General features: G+C 43.1%; 24 protein-coding genes. 15 read left to right on the top strand and 9 right to left on the bottom strand.

Translation table 11 applies throughout. The features are described 5' to 3' along the window. Positions 1-43: 43 nt before the first annotated feature. Together DFP80_RS16320 and DFP80_RS16315 are read right to left on the bottom strand one after the other, a co-directional pair. Positions 44-1,399, bottom strand: a complete 1,356-nt coding sequence (locus DFP80_RS16320) for a multicopper oxidase family protein (RefSeq protein ID WP_241560289.1) — start codon at positions 1,397-1,399, stop codon at positions 44-46. 107 nt (positions 1,400-1,506) lie between these two features. Then, positions 1,507-3,342 (bottom strand): ABC transporter ATP-binding protein, encoded by a 1,836-nt coding sequence (locus DFP80_RS16315; protein ID WP_113917870.1) that lies wholly within the window; start codon positions 3,340-3,342, stop codon positions 1,507-1,509. A gap of 193 nt (positions 3,343-3,535) precedes the next feature. On the opposite strand from DFP80_RS16315, the gene DFP80_RS16310 reads away from it, so the two are divergent. The 6 genes from DFP80_RS16310 (at position 3,536) to DFP80_RS16285 (ending at position 8,817) form a co-directional block, all read left to right on the top strand. After that, positions 3,536-4,771: a cystathionine gamma-synthase family protein gene (locus DFP80_RS16310; protein WP_113917869.1), complete on the top strand. Its 1,236-nt coding sequence runs from the start codon at positions 3,536-3,538 to the stop codon at positions 4,769-4,771. A 155-nt stretch (positions 4,772-4,926) separates the two neighbouring features. Continuing rightward, complete coding sequence (locus DFP80_RS16305) at positions 4,927-5,733, top strand: transporter substrate-binding domain-containing protein (RefSeq protein WP_113917868.1); 807 nt, start codon at positions 4,927-4,929, stop codon at positions 5,731-5,733. Positions 5,734-5,842: 109 nt separating this feature from the next. Beyond that, complete coding sequence (locus DFP80_RS16300; RefSeq protein ID WP_113917867.1) at positions 5,843-6,790, top strand: amino acid ABC transporter permease; 948 nt, start codon at positions 5,843-5,845, stop codon at positions 6,788-6,790. 1 nt (position 6,791) lies between these two features. Continuing rightward, a complete protein-coding gene (locus tag DFP80_RS16295; RefSeq protein WP_113917866.1) occupies positions 6,792-7,529 on the top strand; it encodes an amino acid ABC transporter ATP-binding protein in 738 nt (245 codons plus the stop codon). Between the two features lie 63 nt (positions 7,530-7,592). After that, entirely contained in the window at positions 7,593-8,501 is a 909-nt protein-coding gene (locus DFP80_RS16290; RefSeq protein WP_113917865.1) for a LysR substrate-binding domain-containing protein, read from the top strand. 58 nt (positions 8,502-8,559) lie between these two features. Further along, the gene (locus DFP80_RS16285) at positions 8,560-8,817 is read left to right on the top strand and encodes a TIGR03643 family protein (protein ID WP_175020621.1); all 258 of its coding nucleotides are present in this window, start codon (positions 8,560-8,562) and stop codon (positions 8,815-8,817) included. Between the two features lie 80 nt (positions 8,818-8,897). On the opposite strand, the gene DFP80_RS16280 is transcribed toward DFP80_RS16285, so the two are convergent. After that, positions 8,898-9,713, bottom strand: a complete 816-nt coding sequence (locus DFP80_RS16280; RefSeq protein WP_158601368.1) for an aspartyl/asparaginyl beta-hydroxylase domain-containing protein — start codon at positions 9,711-9,713, stop codon at positions 8,898-8,900. Between the two features lie 401 nt (positions 9,714-10,114). Further along, positions 10,115-10,540: a YebG family protein gene (locus DFP80_RS16275; RefSeq protein WP_113917863.1), complete on the bottom strand. Its 426-nt coding sequence runs from the start codon at positions 10,538-10,540 to the stop codon at positions 10,115-10,117. A 125-nt stretch (positions 10,541-10,665) separates the two neighbouring features. On the opposite strand from DFP80_RS16275, the gene DFP80_RS16270 reads away from it, so the two are divergent. From DFP80_RS16270 to DFP80_RS16250, 5 genes are all read left to right on the top strand, one after another. Beyond that, the gene (locus DFP80_RS16270) at positions 10,666-11,541 is read left to right on the top strand and encodes a mechanosensitive ion channel family protein (protein WP_113917862.1); all 876 of its coding nucleotides are present in this window, start codon (positions 10,666-10,668) and stop codon (positions 11,539-11,541) included. Next, entirely contained in the window at positions 11,534-12,124 is a 591-nt protein-coding gene (locus tag DFP80_RS16265; RefSeq protein WP_113917861.1) for a DUF1439 domain-containing protein, read from the top strand. The genes DFP80_RS16270 and DFP80_RS16265 overlap by 8 nt, the downstream gene beginning before the upstream one ends. Before the next feature lie 107 nt (positions 12,125-12,231). Further along, positions 12,232-12,711 carry an FKBP-type peptidyl-prolyl cis-trans isomerase gene (locus tag DFP80_RS16260; RefSeq protein WP_113917860.1) on the top strand — a complete coding sequence of 160 codons (480 nt, stop codon included), beginning with the start codon at positions 12,232-12,234 and terminating at the stop codon, positions 12,709-12,711. A gap of 243 nt (positions 12,712-12,954) precedes the next feature. Continuing rightward, a complete protein-coding gene (locus tag DFP80_RS16255; protein WP_113917859.1) occupies positions 12,955-13,311 on the top strand; it encodes a hypothetical protein in 357 nt (118 codons plus the stop codon). A gap of 15 nt (positions 13,312-13,326) precedes the next feature. Then, the gene (locus tag DFP80_RS16250) at positions 13,327-14,718 is read left to right on the top strand and encodes a class II fumarate hydratase (RefSeq protein ID WP_113917858.1); all 1,392 of its coding nucleotides are present in this window, start codon (positions 13,327-13,329) and stop codon (positions 14,716-14,718) included. Between the two features lie 80 nt (positions 14,719-14,798). Here DFP80_RS16250 and DFP80_RS16245 read toward each other — a convergent pair whose 3' ends face one another. Together DFP80_RS16245 and DFP80_RS16240 are read right to left on the bottom strand one after the other, a co-directional pair. After that, the gene (locus tag DFP80_RS16245) at positions 14,799-15,491 is read right to left on the bottom strand and encodes an aspartate/glutamate racemase family protein (RefSeq protein WP_113917857.1); all 693 of its coding nucleotides are present in this window, start codon (positions 15,489-15,491) and stop codon (positions 14,799-14,801) included. A 104-nt stretch (positions 15,492-15,595) separates the two neighbouring features. Further along, positions 15,596-16,051, bottom strand: a complete 456-nt coding sequence (locus tag DFP80_RS16240; protein ID WP_113917856.1) for a GNAT family N-acetyltransferase — start codon at positions 16,049-16,051, stop codon at positions 15,596-15,598. Positions 16,052-16,193: 142 nt separating this feature from the next. Between DFP80_RS16240 and DFP80_RS16235 the strand changes: the two genes are divergently transcribed. Then, complete coding sequence (locus tag DFP80_RS16235) at positions 16,194-16,652, top strand: GNAT family N-acetyltransferase (protein ID WP_113917855.1); 459 nt, start codon at positions 16,194-16,196, stop codon at positions 16,650-16,652. Here DFP80_RS16235 and DFP80_RS16230 read toward each other — a convergent pair. Further along, complete coding sequence (locus DFP80_RS16230; protein WP_113917854.1) at positions 16,649-16,912, bottom strand: DUF3820 family protein; 264 nt, start codon at positions 16,910-16,912, stop codon at positions 16,649-16,651. The genes DFP80_RS16235 and DFP80_RS16230 overlap by 4 nt on opposite strands. 29 nt (positions 16,913-16,941) lie before the next feature. Beyond that, entirely contained in the window at positions 16,942-17,847 is a 906-nt protein-coding gene (locus DFP80_RS16225; RefSeq protein ID WP_113917853.1) for a LysR family transcriptional regulator, read from the bottom strand. Positions 17,848-18,033: 186 nt separating this feature from the next. On the opposite strand from DFP80_RS16225, the gene DFP80_RS16220 reads away from it, so the two are divergent. From DFP80_RS16220 to DFP80_RS16210, 3 genes are all read left to right on the top strand, one after another. Next, positions 18,034-19,152, top strand: coding sequence for an S-(hydroxymethyl)glutathione dehydrogenase/class III alcohol dehydrogenase (locus DFP80_RS16220; RefSeq protein ID WP_113917852.1), 1,119 nt, complete (start codon positions 18,034-18,036; stop codon positions 19,150-19,152). An 85-nt stretch (positions 19,153-19,237) separates the two neighbouring features. Further along, positions 19,238-20,068, top strand: coding sequence for an S-formylglutathione hydrolase (gene fghA, locus DFP80_RS16215; protein ID WP_113917851.1), 831 nt, complete (start codon positions 19,238-19,240; stop codon positions 20,066-20,068). Between the two features lie 423 nt (positions 20,069-20,491). Further along, a complete protein-coding gene (locus DFP80_RS16210; protein WP_113917850.1) occupies positions 20,492-21,652 on the top strand; it encodes an amidohydrolase in 1,161 nt (386 codons plus the stop codon). A gap of 81 nt (positions 21,653-21,733) precedes the next feature. Here DFP80_RS16210 and DFP80_RS16205 read toward each other — a convergent pair whose 3' ends face one another. Further along, the gene (locus DFP80_RS16205; RefSeq protein WP_110575810.1) at positions 21,734-22,078 is read right to left on the bottom strand and encodes a cupin domain-containing protein; all 345 of its coding nucleotides are present in this window, start codon (positions 22,076-22,078) and stop codon (positions 21,734-21,736) included. Positions 22,079-22,081: the final 3 nt, after the last annotated feature.

Below are 22,081 nucleotides of genomic sequence, written 5' to 3'. Positions count from 1 at the left end.
AAAAACCAGATCCTTGCTCTGATCTGGTTTTTTATTGTGTGCTTTACGTTACTTCAACGAAGCTCATAAAACCTGTCTTTAGGTGTTCGATGATATGGCAGTGATACATCCAGCGCCCTGGATTGTCTGCTACCAATGCGGCGAGCACAGTTTCATTTTGTCCGAGTAAAACGGTGTCGGTATGAAATGGCGTGATGGCCTTTTTATTCGATTTTAAAACCGTGAAAGTATGACCATGAATATGAATCGGATGGTGATATTGAGTCAAATTCGACAGCTCGAAAATATAGGTTTTACCGCGTTCTAATGTGGCGAGAGGGTCGGGAATATGACCTTTTGACATGCCTTCCCAAGAGCGTCGATTCATCGTCCAGAAGTTATAGCTCACCTTGCCATCTTTTTCGATTGGTGTAATGTTCGCGTTCCATTCGAAAGCAAATTTAATGGTTTCTGCGTTATTTAAATCGGGTGCGGGAATTGGGTTGAGTGGCAGCCTAGGTAAACGGCGCTCTTTAAGTTTGCTCGCCACGCTTTTGATGGTCACCATAGGCTTACCTTTGTGTTTAAAGGTGACGCTTTCTCCTACCTTTTTCGGTGCTATCACACCAAGATCAAGACGCATTCCAGGACCGACTGCGTGGTTTTTCAAAGCAACTGGCTGATCAATCGGGTTGCCATCAATGGCGATGATTTGAGCTTGTGGATCAGTTGAATTCACTTGATAAAGTAAGGTGTTATCCACATTCAAAAGACGCACTCGAATGGCCCCGCCGGCAGGGACTTCATAGGTTGGATGAATTTCGCCGTTGATCGTCATCACTCGACCGGGTGTGCCCATACGAAAAGCATTTTGCGGTGTTGTCAACGCGGTGAAAGAGCCATCGTCTTTGATGTGCCAGTTCTTCATACAAAGCACCAAGTCTTCATCAAAATCTGGCTTTTCAGCTTCATCTACGATCAGTGCGCCAACCAAGCCTTTGCCAAGCTGTTCGACACTGTTCATGTGCGGGTGATACCAAAAAGAACCCGCATCGGGTGGCGTAAACTCATAGTCGAAGGTTTCACCGGGCATGATTGGCGGTTGGCTTAAAAATGGCACGCCGTCCATTGCAATCGGGATTCTCATGCCATGCCAATGAATCGTCGTCGGTTCGTTTAATTTGTTGATCACGCGAATACGCACGGGCTGATGTTGCTTGGCGCGAATCACTGGCGCAGGGTAACCGCCGTTAAAGCAAAGTGCAGGCGTACTGCCGCCAGAAACAATGTTTACATCGGCTGGTGCGATGATCAATTCGTAGTCGAAACCAGCAGACGGCGTAGCAGCAAGAACAACTTTAGGTAGTGTACTTGTCATGGCGACTAAGAGGCTGGATTTTATAAAATTACGTCTGTTCAAAACGGCTTTTCCTGTGAGTCATTCGCGTGAATTTCGCCAAAGAGTTAATTTAATAAGGCAGAGCATAACAAAAAAGCAAGCTTTATAGGTTGGCCTCGATCAGGCTTTTAACGATATCCCTGCGCCTGTAAAGTAAATAAATGGGCGTATTGGCCTTGTTGTGCTAAAAGTGAATCGTGGGTGCCACGTTCTTTTATGCGTCCATGTTCCATGACGATGATCTCGTGCGCGAGCCGAACAGTGGAGAAACGATGAGAAATCAGAATCGCCATTTTGTCCTTAGTATGTTCTTGGAAATGCTGAAAAATATTGGCTTCGGCCTGAGCATCCATCGCCGCGGTCGGTTCATCTAACACCAAAATATCGGCGTCTTCGCGCATGAAAGCGCGCGCCAAGGCGATTTTTTGCCATTGTCCTCCTGATAGTTCTTGTCCGCCGCGGAACCAGCGACCTAATTGGGTTTGGTAGCCTTGTGCAAGTTCGTCAATAAAGTCGGTGGCCTTGCCAAGTGCGGCTGCTTTTTTCCAACCAGTTTGATCGTTAAATCTGTCGTTGTCGCCAGCGCCGATGTTTTCACCAACAATAAATTGATAGCGAACAAAGTCTTGAAATATCACGCCAACGCGTTTTAGCAGTGCGCCTTCTTCCCATTCCAGCAAATCCAAACCATCTAGCAAAATTCGTCCTTGTGTTGGATTATAAAGTCGCGTTAGTAGTTTGATCAGCGTAGTTTTACCCGAACCATTTTCACCCACAATCGCAAGGCTGTGGCTGGGTCGAATATGTAGATTGATGTTGGCAAGTGCGGTTTTTTCATTGCCTGGATATTGGAAAGAGACGTTTTCAAAACGAATACCATCGTTTGGAATGGGTCCCTTCGAAAGCCCAGAGGTAGAAAGCGGGGTTTCTTGTTCTAGATATTCATAGAGATTAGATAAATACAAATTATCTTCGTACATGCCGCTGATGGCGGTAAGTGAAGCTGAAACTGAACTTTGACCTTGTTTAAATAACAGCAAATACATGGTCATCTGACCTAAGGTAATTGCACCTATAATGGTGTCGCTGACAATCCAACCATAGGCGCCATAAAACACCAAGGTACTTATCACGCCAAGGGCGAAGCCCCAGCTTTCACGACGTAAAATCAGTCGCTTACTTTCTTTGAACAGCTTGATGAATATGTCGGTGTAGCGTTTTAAAAAACGATTGCCTAATTGATATAGGCGAACTTCTTTGATGTTGTCTTCTCGGGCGAGTAAGGTTTCAAGATAGTTTTGCTGGCGTACTTCAGGTGAGCGCCAACGAAACATCATAAAGGCATCGCCAGAGAATTTAGCCTCGGCTATAAAAGAAGGTAAAGCACCACAAATTAATAATGCCAACGCCCACGGAGAAAAGTGCCAGAGTAAGACTGCAAAGCTGGATAACGAGATGGCATTTTGTAGTAGGGAAAAGGTTTTATTAACCAGAGCAAGTGGGCGGCTTGATGCTTCGCGACGGGCGCGAACTAATTTGTCGTAGAATTCAGAATCTTCGAAATGAGACAGGGTTAAGCTTTGGGCTTTTTCTAAGATTAGTAGGTTAACTTTTTGACCTAATAAGCCTTGTAAAATGGCTTGCTGTGCTGTTAAAGCCCGCTGCGCGGCGGCAATCACCAACACTAAAATACCTTCTAGGAACACATAGTTGAGTGCGGTTTGATAATGCAAGACCTGATCTTGTTTGTAGCTTTCCATTGCAGCCAGTACGGCATCGACGATCAATTGCCCGACATACGCCATCGCCGCAGGTAGCACGCCAGCAATCAGTGTAGCCAGTGCCAAACCAATGGTTAACGCTGGTGAAGTTTTCCACACCAAATCAATGGCACGACGGCTATAACGAAAGACGCCAAGCATGTTTTTATCGACAGTATTATTAGGCGAAGCAGCAGGTTTCATGAGGGGCCCTAAAAGTCAGCAAATGAACGCAGAATAATGAAGAGTATAAGTCATTCGGTCGACGTTTTATCCATTAAAAAAAACGACCCTTAGTGCTTGATAAGATGATTTCTCGCATTTTCCTCATTTGGCTATAGTGAAAGCTAATTGAATTCGTATTGGTTGTTTGGCCATTTAATGTGAGAGATCTGTAATGAGTGATAAATTGGCGAAGTCTGCGCTTAATCAAGCGGGAAGTGGAACACGATCCGTATGGAGTGGCGAACAAGTCCAGCATCCTTATCGTGCCACGCAAACTCCTATTGTCGCCAGTGCTGCGTATGGTTACCAAGATATCGATGAGTGGTACGATGCGGCTCTAGGTACAGCCCCCGGTTTTATTTATAGCCGTATGAGCAATCCAACAGTAGAAATCCTAGAAGCGAAAATTTGCGGCTTAGAAAATGCCGAGTCTGCAGTTGCTTTTAGTACTGGCATGGCAGCGATTAGTAGCGTGCTTTATACTTTTTTGTCGAATGGTTGTCGCGTTGTGTCGACGAAAGACAGCTACGGTGGCACTAATAAGGTCTTTGAAGAATTTTTGCCACGCATGGGGGTGAGTGTGGCGCTTTGTGAGACTCACAGCCATGAACAAATAGAAGAGGAAATTGCCAAAGGCTGCGATGTCTTGTATTTGGAAACACCAACTAACCCAACGTTAAAAATAGTCGATGTAAAACGCCTTGTGGCGGCGGCTAAAAAAGTAGGCGCCTTGGTGATTGCAGATAACACCTTTGCGACGCCTTTGAATCAAAGTCCTTTGGCATTGGGTGTCGACATTGTTGTTCACAGTGCGACCAAATTCTTGAGTGGTCACGCGGATGCTATGGGCGGTTTAGTGTGTGGCTCTGAAGAGTTAATGGGTAAAGTCCGTCATTATCGAGAAATTAATGGCGCATCATTGGACCCGTTTTCTGCCTATTTGATTATTCGTGGTATGAAAACCTTGGCTCTGCGTATTCGACAGCAACAAAGCAGCGCACAAGCGATTGCGGAGTATTTATTAACTGAACCTTTGATCGAAGCGGTGAATTACCCCGGATTACCCAGTCACCCGAATCATCACATTGCGTGTGAACAAATGCAGGGTTTTGGGGCGATTGTGAGTTTCGTGTTAGTCGGTGGCATGGATACGGTGAAGGTTTTGTTGCCGCAATTACAATATGGGCATTGTGCGGGAAACTTGGGTGCGGTAGAAACCATTTACGGTCCAGCCAGAACCACAAGTCATGTTGAAAATACCTTAGAAGAACGTTTAGCGTTAGGTATTTCTGAAGGTTTGGTGCGGATATCTGTGGGGATTGAAGATACTGAAGATTTAATCGCTGATTTACAGCAAGCGTTTGAGCAAGTTCGTGGGTTTTCTTATTCAGAAATGGACTTGGATTAATTTGGAGCGAAATGAAAAGTACAGTGGAAAGCATTGGTGTTTTAGTAGGGACTGTTCGTTGCAACTCCTGTATTATGCGCCGCTAGAAAATGGCGTTAGGGTCATGTATTTGAAACAGATTAGGGTTTGTTTTTAAAAAAAGGGGACATAAAAGAATGAAAAAAATATTTATTACAGCATTGGCTCTATGTAGCGCAACGCTAGCATCCGCGTCAGATAATGATCTGTGGGAAAAATCTACTTTAAATCAAGTGCTTAACCGTGGTGAGCTTCGTGTTTGTGCTGAAGCTGGTTATATGCCGTTTGATATGCGTGATAAAAAAGGCAACATTGTCGGCTTTGATGTGGATATTGGGAAAGCCATGGCAAAAGCGATGGGTGTAAAATTGGATATTCGTAATACCGCTTGGGATGGCATTATTCCTGCGCTGTTAACGGATAAGTGTGACATCATTATCTCTGGGATGACGATCACGCCTGAGCGCAACTTGAAGGTGAATTTTACTGATCCTTACATTGTTGTTGGTCAAACGATTCTGTTAAGCCCTAAATTGAAAGGCAAGGTTACTAATTACCGTGACTTGAACGATGCTAAATATACGATAGCGACTAAGTTGGGTGCGACATCTGATTACGCGGTAAAAAGATACATGAGCCAAGCCAAATTGAATTTGTTTGAAACAGAATCAGAAGGTGTGCTTGAAGTAGTGAATGGCAATGCTGATGCTTTTGTTTATGACCTGCCTTATAACGCGATTTACTCTGCTCAAAATGAAGGCAAAGTATTGCATTTGGATGACTCTTTTACTTACGAACCGCTAGGTTTTGCGATTCGCAAAGGGGATCCAGACTTTATGAATTTCTTGAACAACTATCTTGCGCAAATTAAAGGCGATGGTACTTACGATAAAATTTATCGCAAATGGTTTGCTAGTAGCTCTTGGATTAGCAACGTTCAGTAACACCAATTAATAAAAAGTGGCGCAGTGTAGCGCCACTTTTTATTACCTCTTCTTTGAGTTAAAAAAACGACTCTTTGAGTTAAAAAAAACGACGGGGAACTTCTCATCGATGGAAAAACAACCTCATCTACTTTTGTGGAAAGCGGTCTTTGTTCTAATCATGATAGGACTTGGCTTTGGCATTTATGCTGGTAGTAAAAGCATTGACTACACTTGGCGCTGGGAACGTATTCCGCAGTACATTATTAATACCGAAGCTACGACGGTTCGATCTCCCTTTGATGGTTCAGCCACAATAGAGAAAGGCAATAAGCTGGTGGTGACTTCGGACTACGGTGATGATCCGTTAGTGATTGAGAAGTTTGATAATTTGCTGGTGAGTAATGGCGATTTGGTGTTTGAGGGCGATCCTCTTGTCGAAGTAGAAAACTGGAATATAGGTCCGCTCACGTGGGGGCTAGTGATGACATTGCAATTGTCTGTTGTGTCGCTAGTTTTTGCTGTGGTTATCGGTTTGTTTGCAGGTTTGGCTAGAATATCGACTAATCCGGCGCTGCGCTATTTGTCCGTTACTTACATCGAACTTATTCGTGGTACGCCCTTACTAGTACAGATTTTTATCTTCTACTTTTTTATTGGTACCGTGTTGGATCTAGATCGTTTTACTGCCGGTGTGGCGGCTTTGTCTGTATTTACTGGTGCCTATATCGCAGAAATCGTGCGCTCTGGTATTCAGTCAATTAGCCCAGGACAAATGGAAGCTGCACGCAGCTTAGGGATGAATTATGTTCAAGCCATGGTGAATGTGATTTTGCCGCAAGCGTTCAAACGTACGCTACCGCCAATGGCTGGACAATTTATAAATTTGATTAAAGACTCGTCTTTGGTATCTGTTATTTCCATCACGGATTTAACCAAGGCTGGTCGTGAAGTGGTGAGTTCTACTTTTGCACCATTTGAAGTGTGGTTTGCTGTAGCTCTTATGTATTTAGTGTTAACCGGCGCCTTGTCTTGGGCCATTCAGCGTCTTGAAAAGAGGTTATCTGCCAGTGACTAATATGACCGATAAGAGCATCATTCAAGCTCGCAATATTGAAAAAATTTATTCGAATGGTTGTCATGCCTTAAAAAACGTATCCCTCGATATTAATCGTGGCGAAGTGGTGGTGATCATTGGGCCAAGCGGCTCCGGTAAATCGACGTTTTTACGTACTTTGAATCAGTTAGAAAGTATTTCTGATGGCTCAATTCATATTGATGAAGTGAGTTTGACAGACAGAAAAACCAACATCAATAAAGTGCGTGAAGAGGTGGGGATGGTGTTTCAGTCCTTTAACCTTTTCCCTCACAAAACAGCGCTTGGTAATGTGGTCTTGTCACCAATGAAGGTGAAGAAAAAAGCTCGCACAGTAGCGGAACAAGAAGGCCGTGAGCTACTCAAAAAAGTCGGTCTAGCTGAACGCATGAATAACTATCCATCGCATTTGTCTGGCGGTCAGCAACAGCGTGTTGCCATTGCCAGAGCGCTGGCTATGCATCCCAAGATTATGTTGTTTGATGAACCAACCAGTGCCCTCGATCCAGAAATGGTTGGGGAAGTATTGGACGTTATGAAAAGCCTCGCTAGTGATGGTATGACTATGGTCGTGGTAACGCATGAAATGGGTTTTGCTCGTGAAGTGGCCGATCGTGTAGTGTTCATGGAGGATGGTGAGTTGGTGTTTGAAGAAAGCCCTGAGCGCTTTTTTAGTTCTGACAATCCGCGTCTGCAGCGTTTCCTTGGTCAAGTTCTCTAGTTTTGATGACAAATCTTGGCCAAAAATGTTGGTCAAGATTCTCTCCTTTTTTGGGTATTCATCATGAATAAGAAATCCCTTCCTCCATTAAACTGGCTGCATACTTTTGAGGTATCGGCTCGATGTCTTAATTTTACTCATGCGGCTGAAGAGTTGTGCTTGACCCAAGGGGCGGTGAGTCAACAGATTCGTTTGTTAGAAAGCCATTTGGGTGTGTCGTTATTTAAACGCTTGCCGCGTGGTTTGAGTTTAACAGAAGAAGGACGTTCTTACTTTCCCGTAGTAAAAGACGCTATTTCTCGTTTAGAGGTTGGTACGAATGAAATCTTTACTCAACATGATAAACAAACCATTAAGGTTTGTGGCAGTTTATCTTTCTTCTCTCACTGGTTAGCGCCAAAGTTGGCTGATTTTAGTGCAGCTTATCCTCAATACGATATTCGCTATGTGAGTAATATTTGGGTGCAAGCATTGGATGGTGAAGCCGATATGGAAATTCGCTGGGGCCATGGTGAGTGGCCTGGGTTGATTTCGCAACGACTGACTTGGGATAAATTGGTTCCTGTGTGTTCTCCTGAACTTATGGAAAAATCGCCTTTGTTGGAACCTGAGGATTTGGTGAACCATCCATTGCTGCATGTGATTGGCTATGAAGAGGGGTGGGGTTATTGGCTAAACATCATGGGCGTGGATAACGTCGATTCGTCAGTCGGTATGCAATTCGATACGCTCGTGTCGACCTTGCGTATGGCGGAGCTTGGGCAAGGTGTGGCCTTGGCTCGCTCTTCTATGGTAGAAAACATGCTGAATGAAGGGAAATTGGTCGCACCGTTTGGCCAGCCGTTTAGAAAAGGTATTGAAGCCAGTGAGTCTTTTTATTTAGTGCGCCGATCCGGTGCCGAATTACATGGTGCAGCCGTGGTATTTTTTGATTGGTTAGTAAGGCAAGCGCACTTAGCTAAAAATAGTTGATCCATTGATTCTGGTCTTTCGTATAACGCTCATTATGGTTATTACTTAAGGAAAAACTTTGACTCCAGAAACGTCACGAATCATCGAAATGGCTTGGGAAGATCGTACACCATTTGAAGCGATTAAAACACTTTACGGGCTTTCTGAGCCTGATGTTATTTTGCTAATGCGCAGTAATCTTAAATCCAAAGCCTTCAAAAACTGGCGGGCGAGAGTATCGGGTCGCACAAGTAAGCATTTGGCACTGCGCAGCCCTGATATTTCTCGTGGTTACTGTAGAACGCAGTACAAAATTGCTGGAAATAAAAGAAGGTAATAGTGACGCAAGCTCTTTATAGATTTCACCCTTATACACAAGTATTACAGTTAGGACGAAAAGGGTAACGTTTGTTTGTTCTATAAAATTAGCCAAGATGTCATTTGAATAAAGCCAGCTACTAGCGCAACGATAGCTAAAAGTAGCAGCGTATTTATTGTATATTTTAAGCACTTATACGCTTTTCGGTTCGTTTTTTTGAGCTCTTTGCTTTGTTGTAATAATGGCGTAACGGTCTTGAAAACTTTATTGGCTAACCCACTTTTATCTTCACTTGTATTGGGGACAATAGAGGCTCTCATTAATATTTTATAACAGAAGTTAATCGCCTTCCCGAGAGGATTAACGGGGCGATCAAAATCACACATAAGGATTAGTCGACTTTGGTCTGTATTATTTTTGACAAAGTGTAAGTAGGTTTCATCGAACAATAAGTCTTTACCATCCTGCCAAGCATATTGTTGACCATCAACATTGATGAAGCAGTCATTTGAGTTAGGCGTTTCTAGCCCTAGGTGATAGCGTAAAGAGCATGCTACCGGATCTAGATGGCGAGTCAGTTCAGAGTTTTCTGGCATGTAAGCAAACATAGCGCCGTTAATGTTTTTTATTTTGCTTAGTATTTTGGTTGTCTGAGGGCATAGTTTTTGAGCTGATGTGTGGGTATATCCATACCACTTAAGGTAAAATTTTCTCCAGCCATATTTGTGAAAAGTGCGGAACCCCACATCATAGTAAGCATCTGAGCCTGGTTTATTGATGCTTTCTAATTCTCCTTGGCGCTGTAGGGCCAGCGCTTCATCTCTTATAATTTTCCAGTTCTTTCTTAGTTCATCTAGTTCTTTGTATTGGAGAGTATTAATAATAGGCTGACGGACTTTTCTATTTGAAAACAAATAGAGTAGGCAGTTGAGCGGCGCAAAAATTGGCCAACCTTTACGGAAATACTCTGACCAGCTTGTATAACGTATGTTTCCTCTATGGGTAAATACGTAGTACATAGAACACATAGTGAAGGTGGTTATCACCAATAATATAAAAGCTAGTTGCATCTATTTTATTCCCGTCTGCAAAGTATTAAACGATTGTTTGCTTATTATTTGCTAAGTGTCATTAAATGTGAACACTCATATGGGGGTTTTATAGATAGAAAATAATGCTTTTCTGTATTTATGTAGTGTATTTTTTTGGTGTTTTTTGCGTTGATTATTCCTATATTTTGTTATTTTGATTGAATGTATTGTCTTTTCTGATTTTTATACATGTTTTATAGGAAATTTGTTTTTTTGATGCCACATTATGCGGCATCATTTTCACGGTAGTCAGCTAACTCCTCATCAAATACGAGGGTACTTTCTTCTTCGTCACCATATACAGCATCTTCGTCAGGTTCTATTACTAGATCCTCAAGCGCTTTTTTTGGTTGTTCTGTTTCTGCTAGATCAAGTTGTGAATCGGATGCTTTATTCGACTTTTTAGTTTTCTGAGACTGTTTCTTTTTATTGCTAAAAATTTCTAAAATAGACTCTTTGTTCTGTGCAAGGTACATGGAGAGCGCTTCTTTCTGGCTATGGTCTCCAGCTAGATCACTTTGATCTAAAACCTCATACAGCGCTTCGGCAGTATCCAACAATTTGTCGTACGCATCGGCTTCCGCTTTTGAAGTAAACGTCATTTTTTCAATTCCATCGCGTTCTACAACATATTTAATAATTACAGGCATAATCCACCTCGTGAAAATAATACTGTATAAATATACAGTTATTTTTCTCCTCTTGTCTAGTGCTTTTGTTTGTTGATCCTAATAATGATTGTTAAAGTAACGGGCTTAATAAAGGAAACACTTTTATGCCTGTTGATTTTTCCCAATTGGACTTTTCCATTCTGATGGATCATGTTGAGATTGTTTTAACAGTCGCTTGGATTTTATTGTCTTACATTGTTCGACGTTACACTAAGCGTGCTATTCGGCTTAACCAAAAGATTGAACACGATAAAAAGCGTCAAAGAATTAATGCTGTCGACAATATATTCAATTTACTTTTAGTTGTCGGTCTGGTTCTCGTTTGGTCATCGGAACTCCAGAATATCGCGATTTCGATTGCTGCTTTTATGGTGGCTTTAGTTATCGCTACAAAAGAGTTTATTGCTTGTATAGTCGGGGCTTTTTATCGTGCTAGTACCAGACCGTATCAAGTTGGAGACTGGATACGTATTGCCAATTATGAAGGGGAAGTTACTGACAGTGATTGGCTCTCAACGACTTTGTTTGAGGTCGATCTAAAAGGTGGAAGTTACACATATACTGGCCGTACTACAGTGGTTCCTAATAGCGTTTTGCTACTGCACACTGTACAAAATCTGAATTACATGCGCCGCTATGTGACGCACACTTTCTCTATTTCTCGTGGCACTGATGATGTGAACCTTTTTTCTATAAAAGAACATATTTTGAATAATATTCGAGAATACAGTGAGCATTTTCACGATGTAGCGATTCGCTATAACAGCCTTATAGAAAAGCGCTTGGATATTAAAATATCAGGTCCAGAGCCGCGGGTTCGAATCACTACCACAGCAGAAGGGTATAATGTTTTTACAGTTTCACTGTTTTGCCCAACTGATGAAGCAGTGGAAATAGAGCAAAAAGTAACAGAAGATTTTATGCGATTTTGGTATGAAAGGCGTGACTTGAGCATCATGAAAGGAGAGCTCAATGATTAGCTATATTCGTGTTCTTTCAGCACTTTTATTAGTGTCCATCTCTGTACTTTTGGCAGGGTGTAACAGTTTTCGTGTGAGTGAAGATGATGTAAATAAAGAAGTGGCTAAACACTTGTCTCAGCCGCAACAGAATCAAATACAGCTGACTGTAGATAAAAATACGCTTAATTTGGATCTCGTGGTGACATCTGCTCATATTGATTTTACCGTACGCGACGGCGGTTTAGTGTTGGTTGATTTGATTAGTAAAATGACGGGTACTTTGACGGCATTTGGTCAGCAGTTTTCACTTACAACGAAAGTTAACCCTTCTTTTGAGTCTGGTGTGCGAATTGAAGAAGACCGTCTATATTTGGTGGCGCCAAAAATAACTAAAATTGAGGTGGAAGGTTCAAGCTTCAACGATAAAATACTGCGATCTACTTTGGGGTCTTTGCATGATGACTTTGAAAAGGCCTTGGTACAGTATTTCGATAAACATCCAGTATATGTACTGGATCATTCCCCGTTCGAAAAGACAGCAGCCTCTTTAGTGAAAGATATTATTATTAAAGAAGACTCCTTAGAGCTTTCTCTTTTTTAGAAAAGTGGGTCTAGGTATGTTTCGACATAGCCTCTATAATGCCCCGATACTATCCAGCTACAATAAGCTCTAACGCTTAATTATTGAATTATAAATGAGGAAACAGCATGTCGATTGCAGACAATCAAGTCGTTCAATTTCACTATACTTTGCGTCATGGCGAAGAGTTGATCGAAACTTCTACGGGTAAAGATCCAGCGGCGTATTTACATGGTCATGGCAATGTTATTCCAGGACTTGAAAAAGCCATGGAAGGAAAAGAAGTTGGTGACGAATTTGAGGTGACTGTTGCTTGCGCGGATGCATATGGAGAGCGTCATGAAGATCGTCAGCAACAAGTGCCAGTAAAACACTTACAAGGTGCAAAACGCTGGAAAGCAGGCATGGTTGCTATGGTGCAAACCGATAAAGGTATGCGTCAGGTTACTGTGGTAAAAGCAGGTTTGAAACACGCTACTGTTGATTTGAATCACCCATTGTCTGGTAAAGATCTGACTTTTAATATTCAAATCATCGACACGCGTGAAGCAACGAATGATGAAATCTCTCATGGTCATGCTCACGGTGTTGGTGGTCATCATCATTAAGAGCGAAGCTCTCTAGGTACTGGTTTTTTACAAAGCCCCTGTTATGAATAACATAGCAGGGGCTTTTGTGTTTCTGGTCTTTTGTTTAGGATCAGCCATTGGTTGATTTTGATCAATTAAGCGCAGAAAATATTAAAATTTAATAAGAATCGTTATCAACTGCTTGACAGATCTCGCCTTCATGCACATTATTGATAATAGTTATCATTTATGTCGTGTTGTGTGTTTTCAGAGGGCGAAGCGATGAGTCATTATTTAGTACCATTTTCAGTGCTTGAGCAGACCATTCAGGGCGGGCAGTGTGCAGATTCCCCGGAAGTGCTCTATCATTATTTGAACTTAACAGAAGAGTATGCTGAACGACTGAACATTACCGATGCAACATTGCTGCATCAAAGAGTGTTCAATGTTTTGCTTGATACAGTTTGTGATACCAGTGTTGCACCGCATTGGCGTCAGACTTGTTTAGACAAGGTGTATTTACCCTTGTCGAATCTAAAGCATCTAATTGTTACTTATCAAGATGCCAAGAACTATTTCAAAATGGAGCATAATTTACGGATTTTGAGCCATTACTTTATTTCTTCCTTCGAACAATAAGGACATCATTTACTAATGAAAATGCGTATTGAAAAAGACAGCATGGGTGAGTTAGACGTTCCTGAAAATGCACTTTATGGTGCTCAAACACAAAGAGCCATTAACAACTTTCCAATTAGCGATGAGCCACTTCCGGAAGCTTTTATTCGCTCTCTTATTCTAATAAAAGCCGCAGCTGCACGCGCCAATGAATCCCTTGAATGCTTAACGCCTGAGATGTCTAAGGCGATTCAAAATGCGTGCGAAGAACTGTTAGCAGCCGATGACCTGATGCAGCATTTTCCTGTGGATGTTTTCCAAACAGGTTCAGGCACTAGCTCGAATATGAATGCTAATGAAGTGATTGCCACATTAGCGAACGCGTACTATTGTTCTGAAGCAAATGGTTCAGTGGTTAATCCGAACGATCATGTGAACTATGGTCAAAGTAGTAATGACGTTATTCCGAGTGCTATTCATGTCAGTGCCACGTTAGAATTGACAGGTCACCTTTTACCTGCATTGGTTCATCTAAAAGACACCATAGTTGAAAAAGGCACTGCACTTGCGGGATATACTAAAACAGGTCGAACACATTTAATGGATGCCATGCCAGTTCGATTAGATCAGACTTTTCATGCTTGGGCTGCACAACTGCAAGACAATATTGATAACCTTACTTACCTTGAAAGCAAAACTACTCAGCTTGCCCAAGGTGGAACAGCTGTTGGTACTGGTATTAATGCGCACCCAGAATTTGCTGAACTATTTGCCAAAGAGTTGTCTAATCTAACCAATGTTACTTTCAGCAAGGGAAAGAATTTCTTTGCTTTGATTGGTTCTCAGGATACCGCTGTTGCTTTATCTGGTCAGTTAAAAGCAGTTGCCGTGACCTATATGAAAATTGCCAACGATCTTCGTTGGATGAACTCTGGCCCATTGGCTGGTCTGGGTGAAATTTCTCTACAAGCTTTGCAGCCAGGCTCGTCTATCATGCCGGGTAAAGTGAACCCAGTGATTCCAGAAGCCACGGCCATGGTTGCCGCACAAGTTATTGGTAACGATGCCGCGATTACCATTGGAGGGCAGTCAGGGAACTTTGAACTGAATGTCATGCTGCCAATGATTGCTAAGAACTTATTAAACAGCATCAAACTATTGGCAAACAGCGGGCAGCTATTGGCAGATAACGCCATCGCCACGCTAACGGTCAATGAAGATAAATTGAATGAAGCATTGCATCGTAATCCTATTTTGGTGACTGCGCTAAACCCAATTATAGGTTATGGAAAAGCAGCGGAAATCGCGAAAAAAGCCTATAAAGAGGGGCGGCCAGTGGTGGATGTTGCAAAAGAAGAAACAGAGTTAAGCCGAGACGAATTGCTCTCCTTACTCGATCCTGCCAAGTTAACTCATGGTGGGCTGTAGTTTCTTTATTTGGTTGTTCCCTTTCCAAATATAGAAAACCCGGGCCAGCGTTCGCGCTGGCTTTTTTTATGCTTAATTATTTATTTTAATGCCTTATCCACAGCGGCTTTAGCATGAATGTATGTGGTGTCAAACAAAGGCACAGTGACGTGTTCTTGCTTTAATAATAAAGTGATTTCCGTGCAACCTTCGATAACCGCTTGTGCCCCGCTGGCTTGTAAACGATTTACAATATCAATATAGACCTGTCTTGATTCAGGAAGAATTTTCCCAAGGCATAACTCTTTGTAAATAATTCTGTGTATGTCGTCCCTGTCTTGCTTCGATGGCGTGATTACCTCTAAACCATATTGCTCTTCTAATCGCTTAATATAAAAGTCTTCCTCCATTGAATAACGAGTTCCGATAAAGCCAATTTTTTGGTGCTTTTGTTTAATGAGTTCTTCGGCTGTTGCATCGGCAATATGCAGTAGAGGAATTTTTACCGCATTTTGAACTACACTCGCCACCTTGTGCATGGTGTTTGTTGCGATAAGAATGAAGTCTGCCTTAGCATGTTCTAAACGCTTGGCTTCAGTGGCAAGAATCTCTCCTAGCTGCAGCCAGTCGCCTTGATGTTGTAATCGTTCAATTTCGGCAAAGTTGATACTGGATAAGATGATTTTAGCTGAATGCAGCCCGCCTAGCTTTTGTCTGATTAGCTCGTTGACGTTTTTGTAATACAGTGCGGATGATTCCCAGCTCATACCACCAATAATGCCGATCGTTTTCATACCTGTGCCCTTTGGTTTTTGCAACGGATCGATAAAGTTTAACTCTGTTAATAAGTCGCCGTAATGTACAGATGGCAAATTAAATGAGGCGGACTGTAAGGAAATTAAAGGCCTCTGCTCATAAATATACTGTAAGGGTCAAGTTTGTAGTCCGAGAATGGCCCACATTCAGTAAAGTCATGCTTGGCGTAAAGTTTTCTTGCTGGCGCAAAGAAGTCTTGTGACCCAGTTTCTAGGCTGATTTTATTGAGCCCTTTTTGTTTTGCAGTATCGAGAATATGACGAAGTAGGGTAGAAGCAACGCCTTTGTTGCGTGCCGCGCTGGTGGTACGCATGGATTTGATTTCACCATGCGCCTCGTCTAGTGTTTTCAGTGCGCCACAACCAAGTAGCTGCTTGTCTTCCCAAATTGTCCAGAAGGTAATGTTTGGTTTTCTTAACCCTTCTAAATCTAATGCGAAAACGCATTCAGGTGGTGAGGTTGCAAACATGTCTTCAAGGTGTTCAGTGAGTATTTGTTTAACTTCTGGGCCAGATAAATCGTCTATTCTAATGTCCATTTAATGTGTTTTCCTTAGGTAATGCTGGTAGAGAGAAGGATAAAATCAAGCAAGTTTTATACCTTAATTTATTGTTCTGGTGAAATAGGGCAAACGTGTATACTGAGACTCTCATAGGATCAGGATAGGAAGCAAAAGCAGTATGGCGATTCCGTTTCTTTTACGTCCCGTACAAATAACAGATGCCGAATGTTTGCTTGCATGGCGTAATGATACAGTTACTCGTGAAGCGTCTCATAATCAAGATATCATTAGTTTAGAAGCTCATATTAAATGGTTGAGTAACTCGCTCAAATCGGATCAGCGGCTGTTATGGATCGCCGAAGTTGATGGTATAGCAGTTGCAACGTGTCGAGCAGACAGATTAGAAAACGCGTGGGAGCTATCTTGGACCGTCGCACCAGAAGCACGAGGAAAAGGCATAGCGTATCAAATGCTGGCCAACTTGGTGCGTTGTCTTGATGAACCGTTAGTGGCGCAGGTTAAGCCTGATAATATTGCGTCTATCAAAGTCGCAGAGCGTGTGGGTTTTGTCTTAGACAAACAAGAAAATGGCGTATTGTTTTATGTTTACCCCACTATGTTTTCTATAACTGATTAATCATCAAAGCGAATGCGAACTTTAGGTTCGTCGGGCTTTTTCTCGGTCGGTTTACGCAAAGGATCAACCAACTTTTCTAACCCGTTAATTTTGATCTCCAATACCAGCTGTAACCACTTTCCTAAATTGCCATTTGGCCAGCCTTCATGAGCAAACCACAACAGATAGGCTTCGGGTAAGTCAATCAGCGTACGCCCCTGATATTTGCCAAACGGCATGGTTTGGCGAGCCACTTGGATTAGATCTTCTTGTGCAAACATAACGTATTCCCAGACAATGGAGCGGCTATTTAATCATAGGCCTGTGTTGGTTGAAATGGGGCGTTATCTTGAAAACAGTCAATTAGATAATCGCAAATGGCTTTTAGCTTTGGAGAAGGGTGGTGAACTTTCGGATATACCAGCCAAACGCCGCTGTAAGGGTACTGATATTGCGATAATAATGGCACGAGGCGACCAGAGTCGAATTCTTCTTGTACGTAATAATCGGGTAACTGGGCGATTCCTAAGCCTTTTTTGACTGCATCCAATAAAGCTAAACCTGAATTACTACGCCATTGACTACTGACTTTGACTTCTTTGCGTTGGCCATTTTGTTGGAATAGCCAATGACTTTTTGATCCAATCAAACACTTATGTTTGCTGAGTTCAGACAAGGTGTGCGGCATACCGAATTGATCAATGTATTCTCTTGAAGCGCAGAGGAATTCTTTGCGATCACAGAGACGTCGAGACAACAGACTGGAGTCCTTCATCGCGCCCATACGAATCGCTAAGTCGTAATTTTCTTCGATCAGATCCACAGCACGATTAGTAAGGTGTAGGTCCAGTTCGATTTTAGGGTGAGTGGTTAAAAAGTCGTTCATGACCGGTGCGATGTATCGCTCACCAAAGGTGGTCGCACAGGTCATTTTAAAGGCCCCAATGGGGGCTTGATTCAGTGACGAAATGACTTCTTCAGCACTGCTTAGAGCCGCTGGCAAACCACGACAATGCTGATAATACAGTTCACCCGCTTCACTTAAGCGAATGCGTCTGGTGGTGCGGAACAAGAGAGTACTGCCAAGCTCAGATTCCAGTTGCGTTACTAAACGACTGATATGAGAAGCCGAGACACTTAACTTGATTGCCGCAGCCGAAAAACTGCCTTGTCGAACCACCTCCACAAAGGCTTCCATTGCTTCCCAATTTTTCATTATGGTGCCCTAAATTGACCCTGATAGAGTGTTATATTATAACTATTTGACGGTATTTTGAAATTATTATTGCCATATGACAATAATAATTTGCCAATATGAGCATTATCGTCTCAATGATTTACGACTACACTCCTCTTACTTGATTTAGAGAGTGTCGAATTCAAACCAATTTGGGAGTACGCAATGAAATGTAAAGCCGCTGTTGCTTGGGGACCAGGCCAACCGTTAAAAATTGAAGAAGTGGATGTACAGGACCCGCAAGCGGGCGAAGTATTAGTTCGCATGGTCGCAACGGGTGTCTGTCACACTGATGCGTTTACTTTGTCTGGTGAAGATCCAGAAGGTATTTTTCCAGCGATCTTAGGCCATGAAGGCGCGGGGGTTGTTGAAGCCGTTGGCGCAGGCGTGACAACTCTAAAAGTGGGCGATCACGTTATTCCACTGTACACAGCAGAATGTGGCGAATGTAAATTCTGTCAGTCTGGCAAAACCAACCTTTGCCAAGCGGTTCGTGAAACACAAGGTAAAGGCCTTATGCCAGATGGCACGAGCCGTTTCAGCATCAATGGCGAACCTATTTTCCATTACATGGGGACCTCGACATTCTCTGAGTACAGTGTGGTTCCTGAAATTTCTTTGGCAAAAATCCACGTTGATGCGCCATTAGAAAAAGTTTGCTTGCTAGGTTGCGGTATCACCACGGGTATCGGTGCCGTTCTTAACACCGCGAAAGTGGAAAAAGGCGATACCGTTGCTATCTTCGGTCTTGGCGGCATTGGTCTGTCATGTATCCAAGGTGCTCGTATGGCGGGGGCTTCTCGCATTATTGCTATCGATATCAACGAATCTAAGTTCGAAATGGCGAAACAATTTGGTGCGACCGATTGCGTTAATCCAAAAAACTTCGACAAGTCTATCCAAGAAGTCATCGTGGAAATGACAGACGGCGGTGTGGATTACTCGTTTGAGTGTATCGGCAACGTACAAGTCATGCGTTCTGCGCTTGAGTGCTGCCATAAAGGTTGGGGCGAGTCTATTATCATTGGTGTGGCGGGTGCTGGACAAGAAATCTCTACCCGTCCGTTCCAATTAGTCACGGGGCGAGTCTGGAAAGGTTCAGCGTTTGGTGGTGTAAAAGGTCGCAGTCAATTACCAGGCTACGTAGAAGATTACATGAACGGCAAGATCGAAATTGATCCGTTTGTGACACACACTATGCCACTTGAACAGATCAACGAAGCGTTTGACTTGATGCACAAAGGCGAGAGTATTCGTACTGTCATCCTTTTTGATCAAAAATAATCGCTAAGATCAGTCGAACTCATCCCGTTAGCCATTTGCTATTTTGCTGTGTAGCAAGCAAATGGCTAACGTTAAGGAGAAGAATATGGAATTGCTATCCAGTACCAAAAGCTTTGGCGGTTGGCTGAAGCGTTATAAGCATGAAAGCTTGTCGGTAAAAGGTGAAATGACCTTTGCCATTTATCTACCGCCACAAGCGGAAACGCAAAATGTCCCAGTTTTGTATTGGCTATCAGGTTTGACGTGTACCGATGAGAACTTCACCCAAAAAGCGGGTGCCTTTCGTAAAGCTGCAGAGCTAGGATTGGCGATTGTCTGTCCAGACACCAGTCCCCGTGGAACCGATTATCCTGGTGAGCACGAGAGTTATGACTTTGGTTCCGCCGCAGGGTTTTACCTTAATGCGACGGTGGCACCGTATTCGAACACGTACCACATGTACGATTACGTGGTGCAAGAGTTGCCGCATTTGGTGGAAGCCAATTTTCCGGTGACGGACAAACGTTCTATCTCTGGCCATTCTATGGGGGGGCATGGGGCGTTGATTTGTGCGTTGAAAAATCCAGGCCATTATCAGTCTGTGTCGGCTTTTGCGCCAATCGTTCATCCAACGGATTGTCCTTGGGGCGAAAAAGCGTTTACGGGTTACTTGGGTGAGGATAAAGCGACTTGGCGTGAATGGGATGCGACATTATTGATTGAGAGAGCGAGTGAACGCTTACCTCTATTGATTGATCAAGGCGAAGCCGACAACTTCTTGGTTGAACAGCTTAAGCCTGAAGCCTTAGAAGCCGCTTGTGAAAAAGTGGGTCACCCAATCACACTGCGTCGTCAGCCGGGCTATGATCACAGCTACTTTTTCATTGCCAGTTTTATTGATGAGCACTTAGAGCATCATTCCAGAGCCTTGGGTTAGCACTTAGCTTTCTCATTGTTGGAATCGAAAAAGCGAGCAGCGGCTCGTTTTTTTATTGCCTGAAAATTTACTCCAAACAACGCTTGGTTTAATCTTGCCCCGCATCTATGTGTGAGGGAATATTTTTACCAGAGCTATTCTGTATGATAGAAATATAGCGCAAATATTGTTTGGAGCTTTTGAGTTAGCTAGCAGTTAACACGGAAATTATTCTATGAATCTCACTATCCGAGCAGCAAGAATAGAAGAGTTAGAGTCGATCCAAGTATGAATCAATTGCTCTACGCGTGAGCTTCAGCGTGGGTTTTATGAGGAATCAGAAATTGAGGCGGCGTTGGAGTTGATTGGTGATCTTTTTTAGCTGAAACTGTCTCTAAGTCTGCTTCTCAGCGAAATATCTATATCTAAGCCACGGGACCAATTATGCAAACTTTTGATGAGTTAATCGCGTTACGTAAAGCCCTTCATCAGAATCCTGAGTTGTCTAATCAAGAGCAAGCGACGGCGGCTCGAATTCTCGAAGAGTTTCAGGCTTTCTCTGCGGATGAAGTTATTACCGATCTTGGCGGAACGGGTCTGGCGTTTGTATTCAATGGCGCTGAAAGTGGGCCAACGACCTTGATTCGTAGTGAGTTGGATGCCTTACCGATTGAAGAAACCAATAGCTTTGCACATCGCTCACAGGTGAAAGGCGTTTCTCATAAATGCGGTCACGATGGTCACATGAGTATCGTAACGGCACTGGGTGCAGAATTGGCGAAACATCGTCCTAAGAAGGGGCGTGTCGTGCTGTGTTTTCAACCGGCAGAAGAAACTGGTATGGGGGCGATTCAAGTCGTAAACGATGCGCGTTTTGCGGCTCTCATTCCGGATTATGCTTTTGCATTGCACAATTACCCTGGCTTAGAGTTAGGCAAGGTGGCAGTGCGAGCGGGCACGTTTAATTGTGCGTCTCGGGGGATGATTATCCATTTAAAAGGCAAAACCTCCCACGCGGCACATCCTGAAAATGGCGTCAGTCCTGCCAATGCCATGTGCAAAATTATCCAAGAACTAAACTCTCTGCCAGCAAAGATTCCGCAACAAGTGGCCACAGGGCGAAATTGGGTAACGGTTATCCACGCAAAATTAGGCGAAATTGCCTTTGGTACGGCGCCAGGCGATGCCGTGGTTATGGTGACGTTGCGCAGTGAAAGTAATGAAGGTATGCAAACTCTGGTAGAGGAAGCCGAACGGTTTTCTCAAGCTGTGGCAAAGAGTGAAAATCTAAGTATTTCGTTTGAATACGATGATGTGTTTCAGGCTAGCGTGAACTCTCAACAAGGCTGTGATTTGGTCGTCTGTGCTTGTGATAATACTCAAACACCTTTTGTATTATTAGATGAACCAATGCGTTGGTCGGAGGACTTTGGCCAGTTTACCGCTACGGCAAAAGAAGGCGCGATGTTTGTGTTAGGAGCAGGGCAAGCAAGCCCGCAATTACATAATCCTGATTACGATTTTCCCGATGGCTTAATTCCCATCGGTCGTGATTTGTTTGTGGATATTATTCGTCAGTTAAATGGTCTGGATCGTGGCCGTTAGTAAAAAATGCCAGCAGACAGAAACGACTATTTGCTGGCATTTATTGAGATACGTTTGTTACCGACTACTTTGACGTGCTATTTAAGCGAATACGAAGTATTTACGAACGGTTTCTACTACTTCCCAAGTACCTTTCATACCTGGCTCGATAACAAATACATCACCTGCTTTTAGGTGCTTTGGCTCTTCGCCTTCTGGGGTGATGATGCAGTAGCCTTCTAGGAAATGACAGAATTCCCATTTGTCGTAGTTCACTTCAAACTTGCCAGGGGTACAGATCCAAGTTCCCATGATTTTGCTGCCGTCTGCTGAAAGGTAAGCGTTTAGGTTTACTGTATGCGGATCGCCACCAATACGAGTCCATTTTGTTGCGTTTACCACAGGGGTAGGGCAGGTTTCACGCATGACGGTGATAAAGTCAGACATAGT

This window comes from Marinomonas rhizomae (assembly GCF_003315485.1).
Taxonomy (GTDB): domain Bacteria; phylum Pseudomonadota; class Gammaproteobacteria; order Pseudomonadales; family Marinomonadaceae; genus Marinomonas; species Marinomonas rhizomae.
This window is presented reverse-complemented; position numbering and strand designations above follow the sequence as displayed.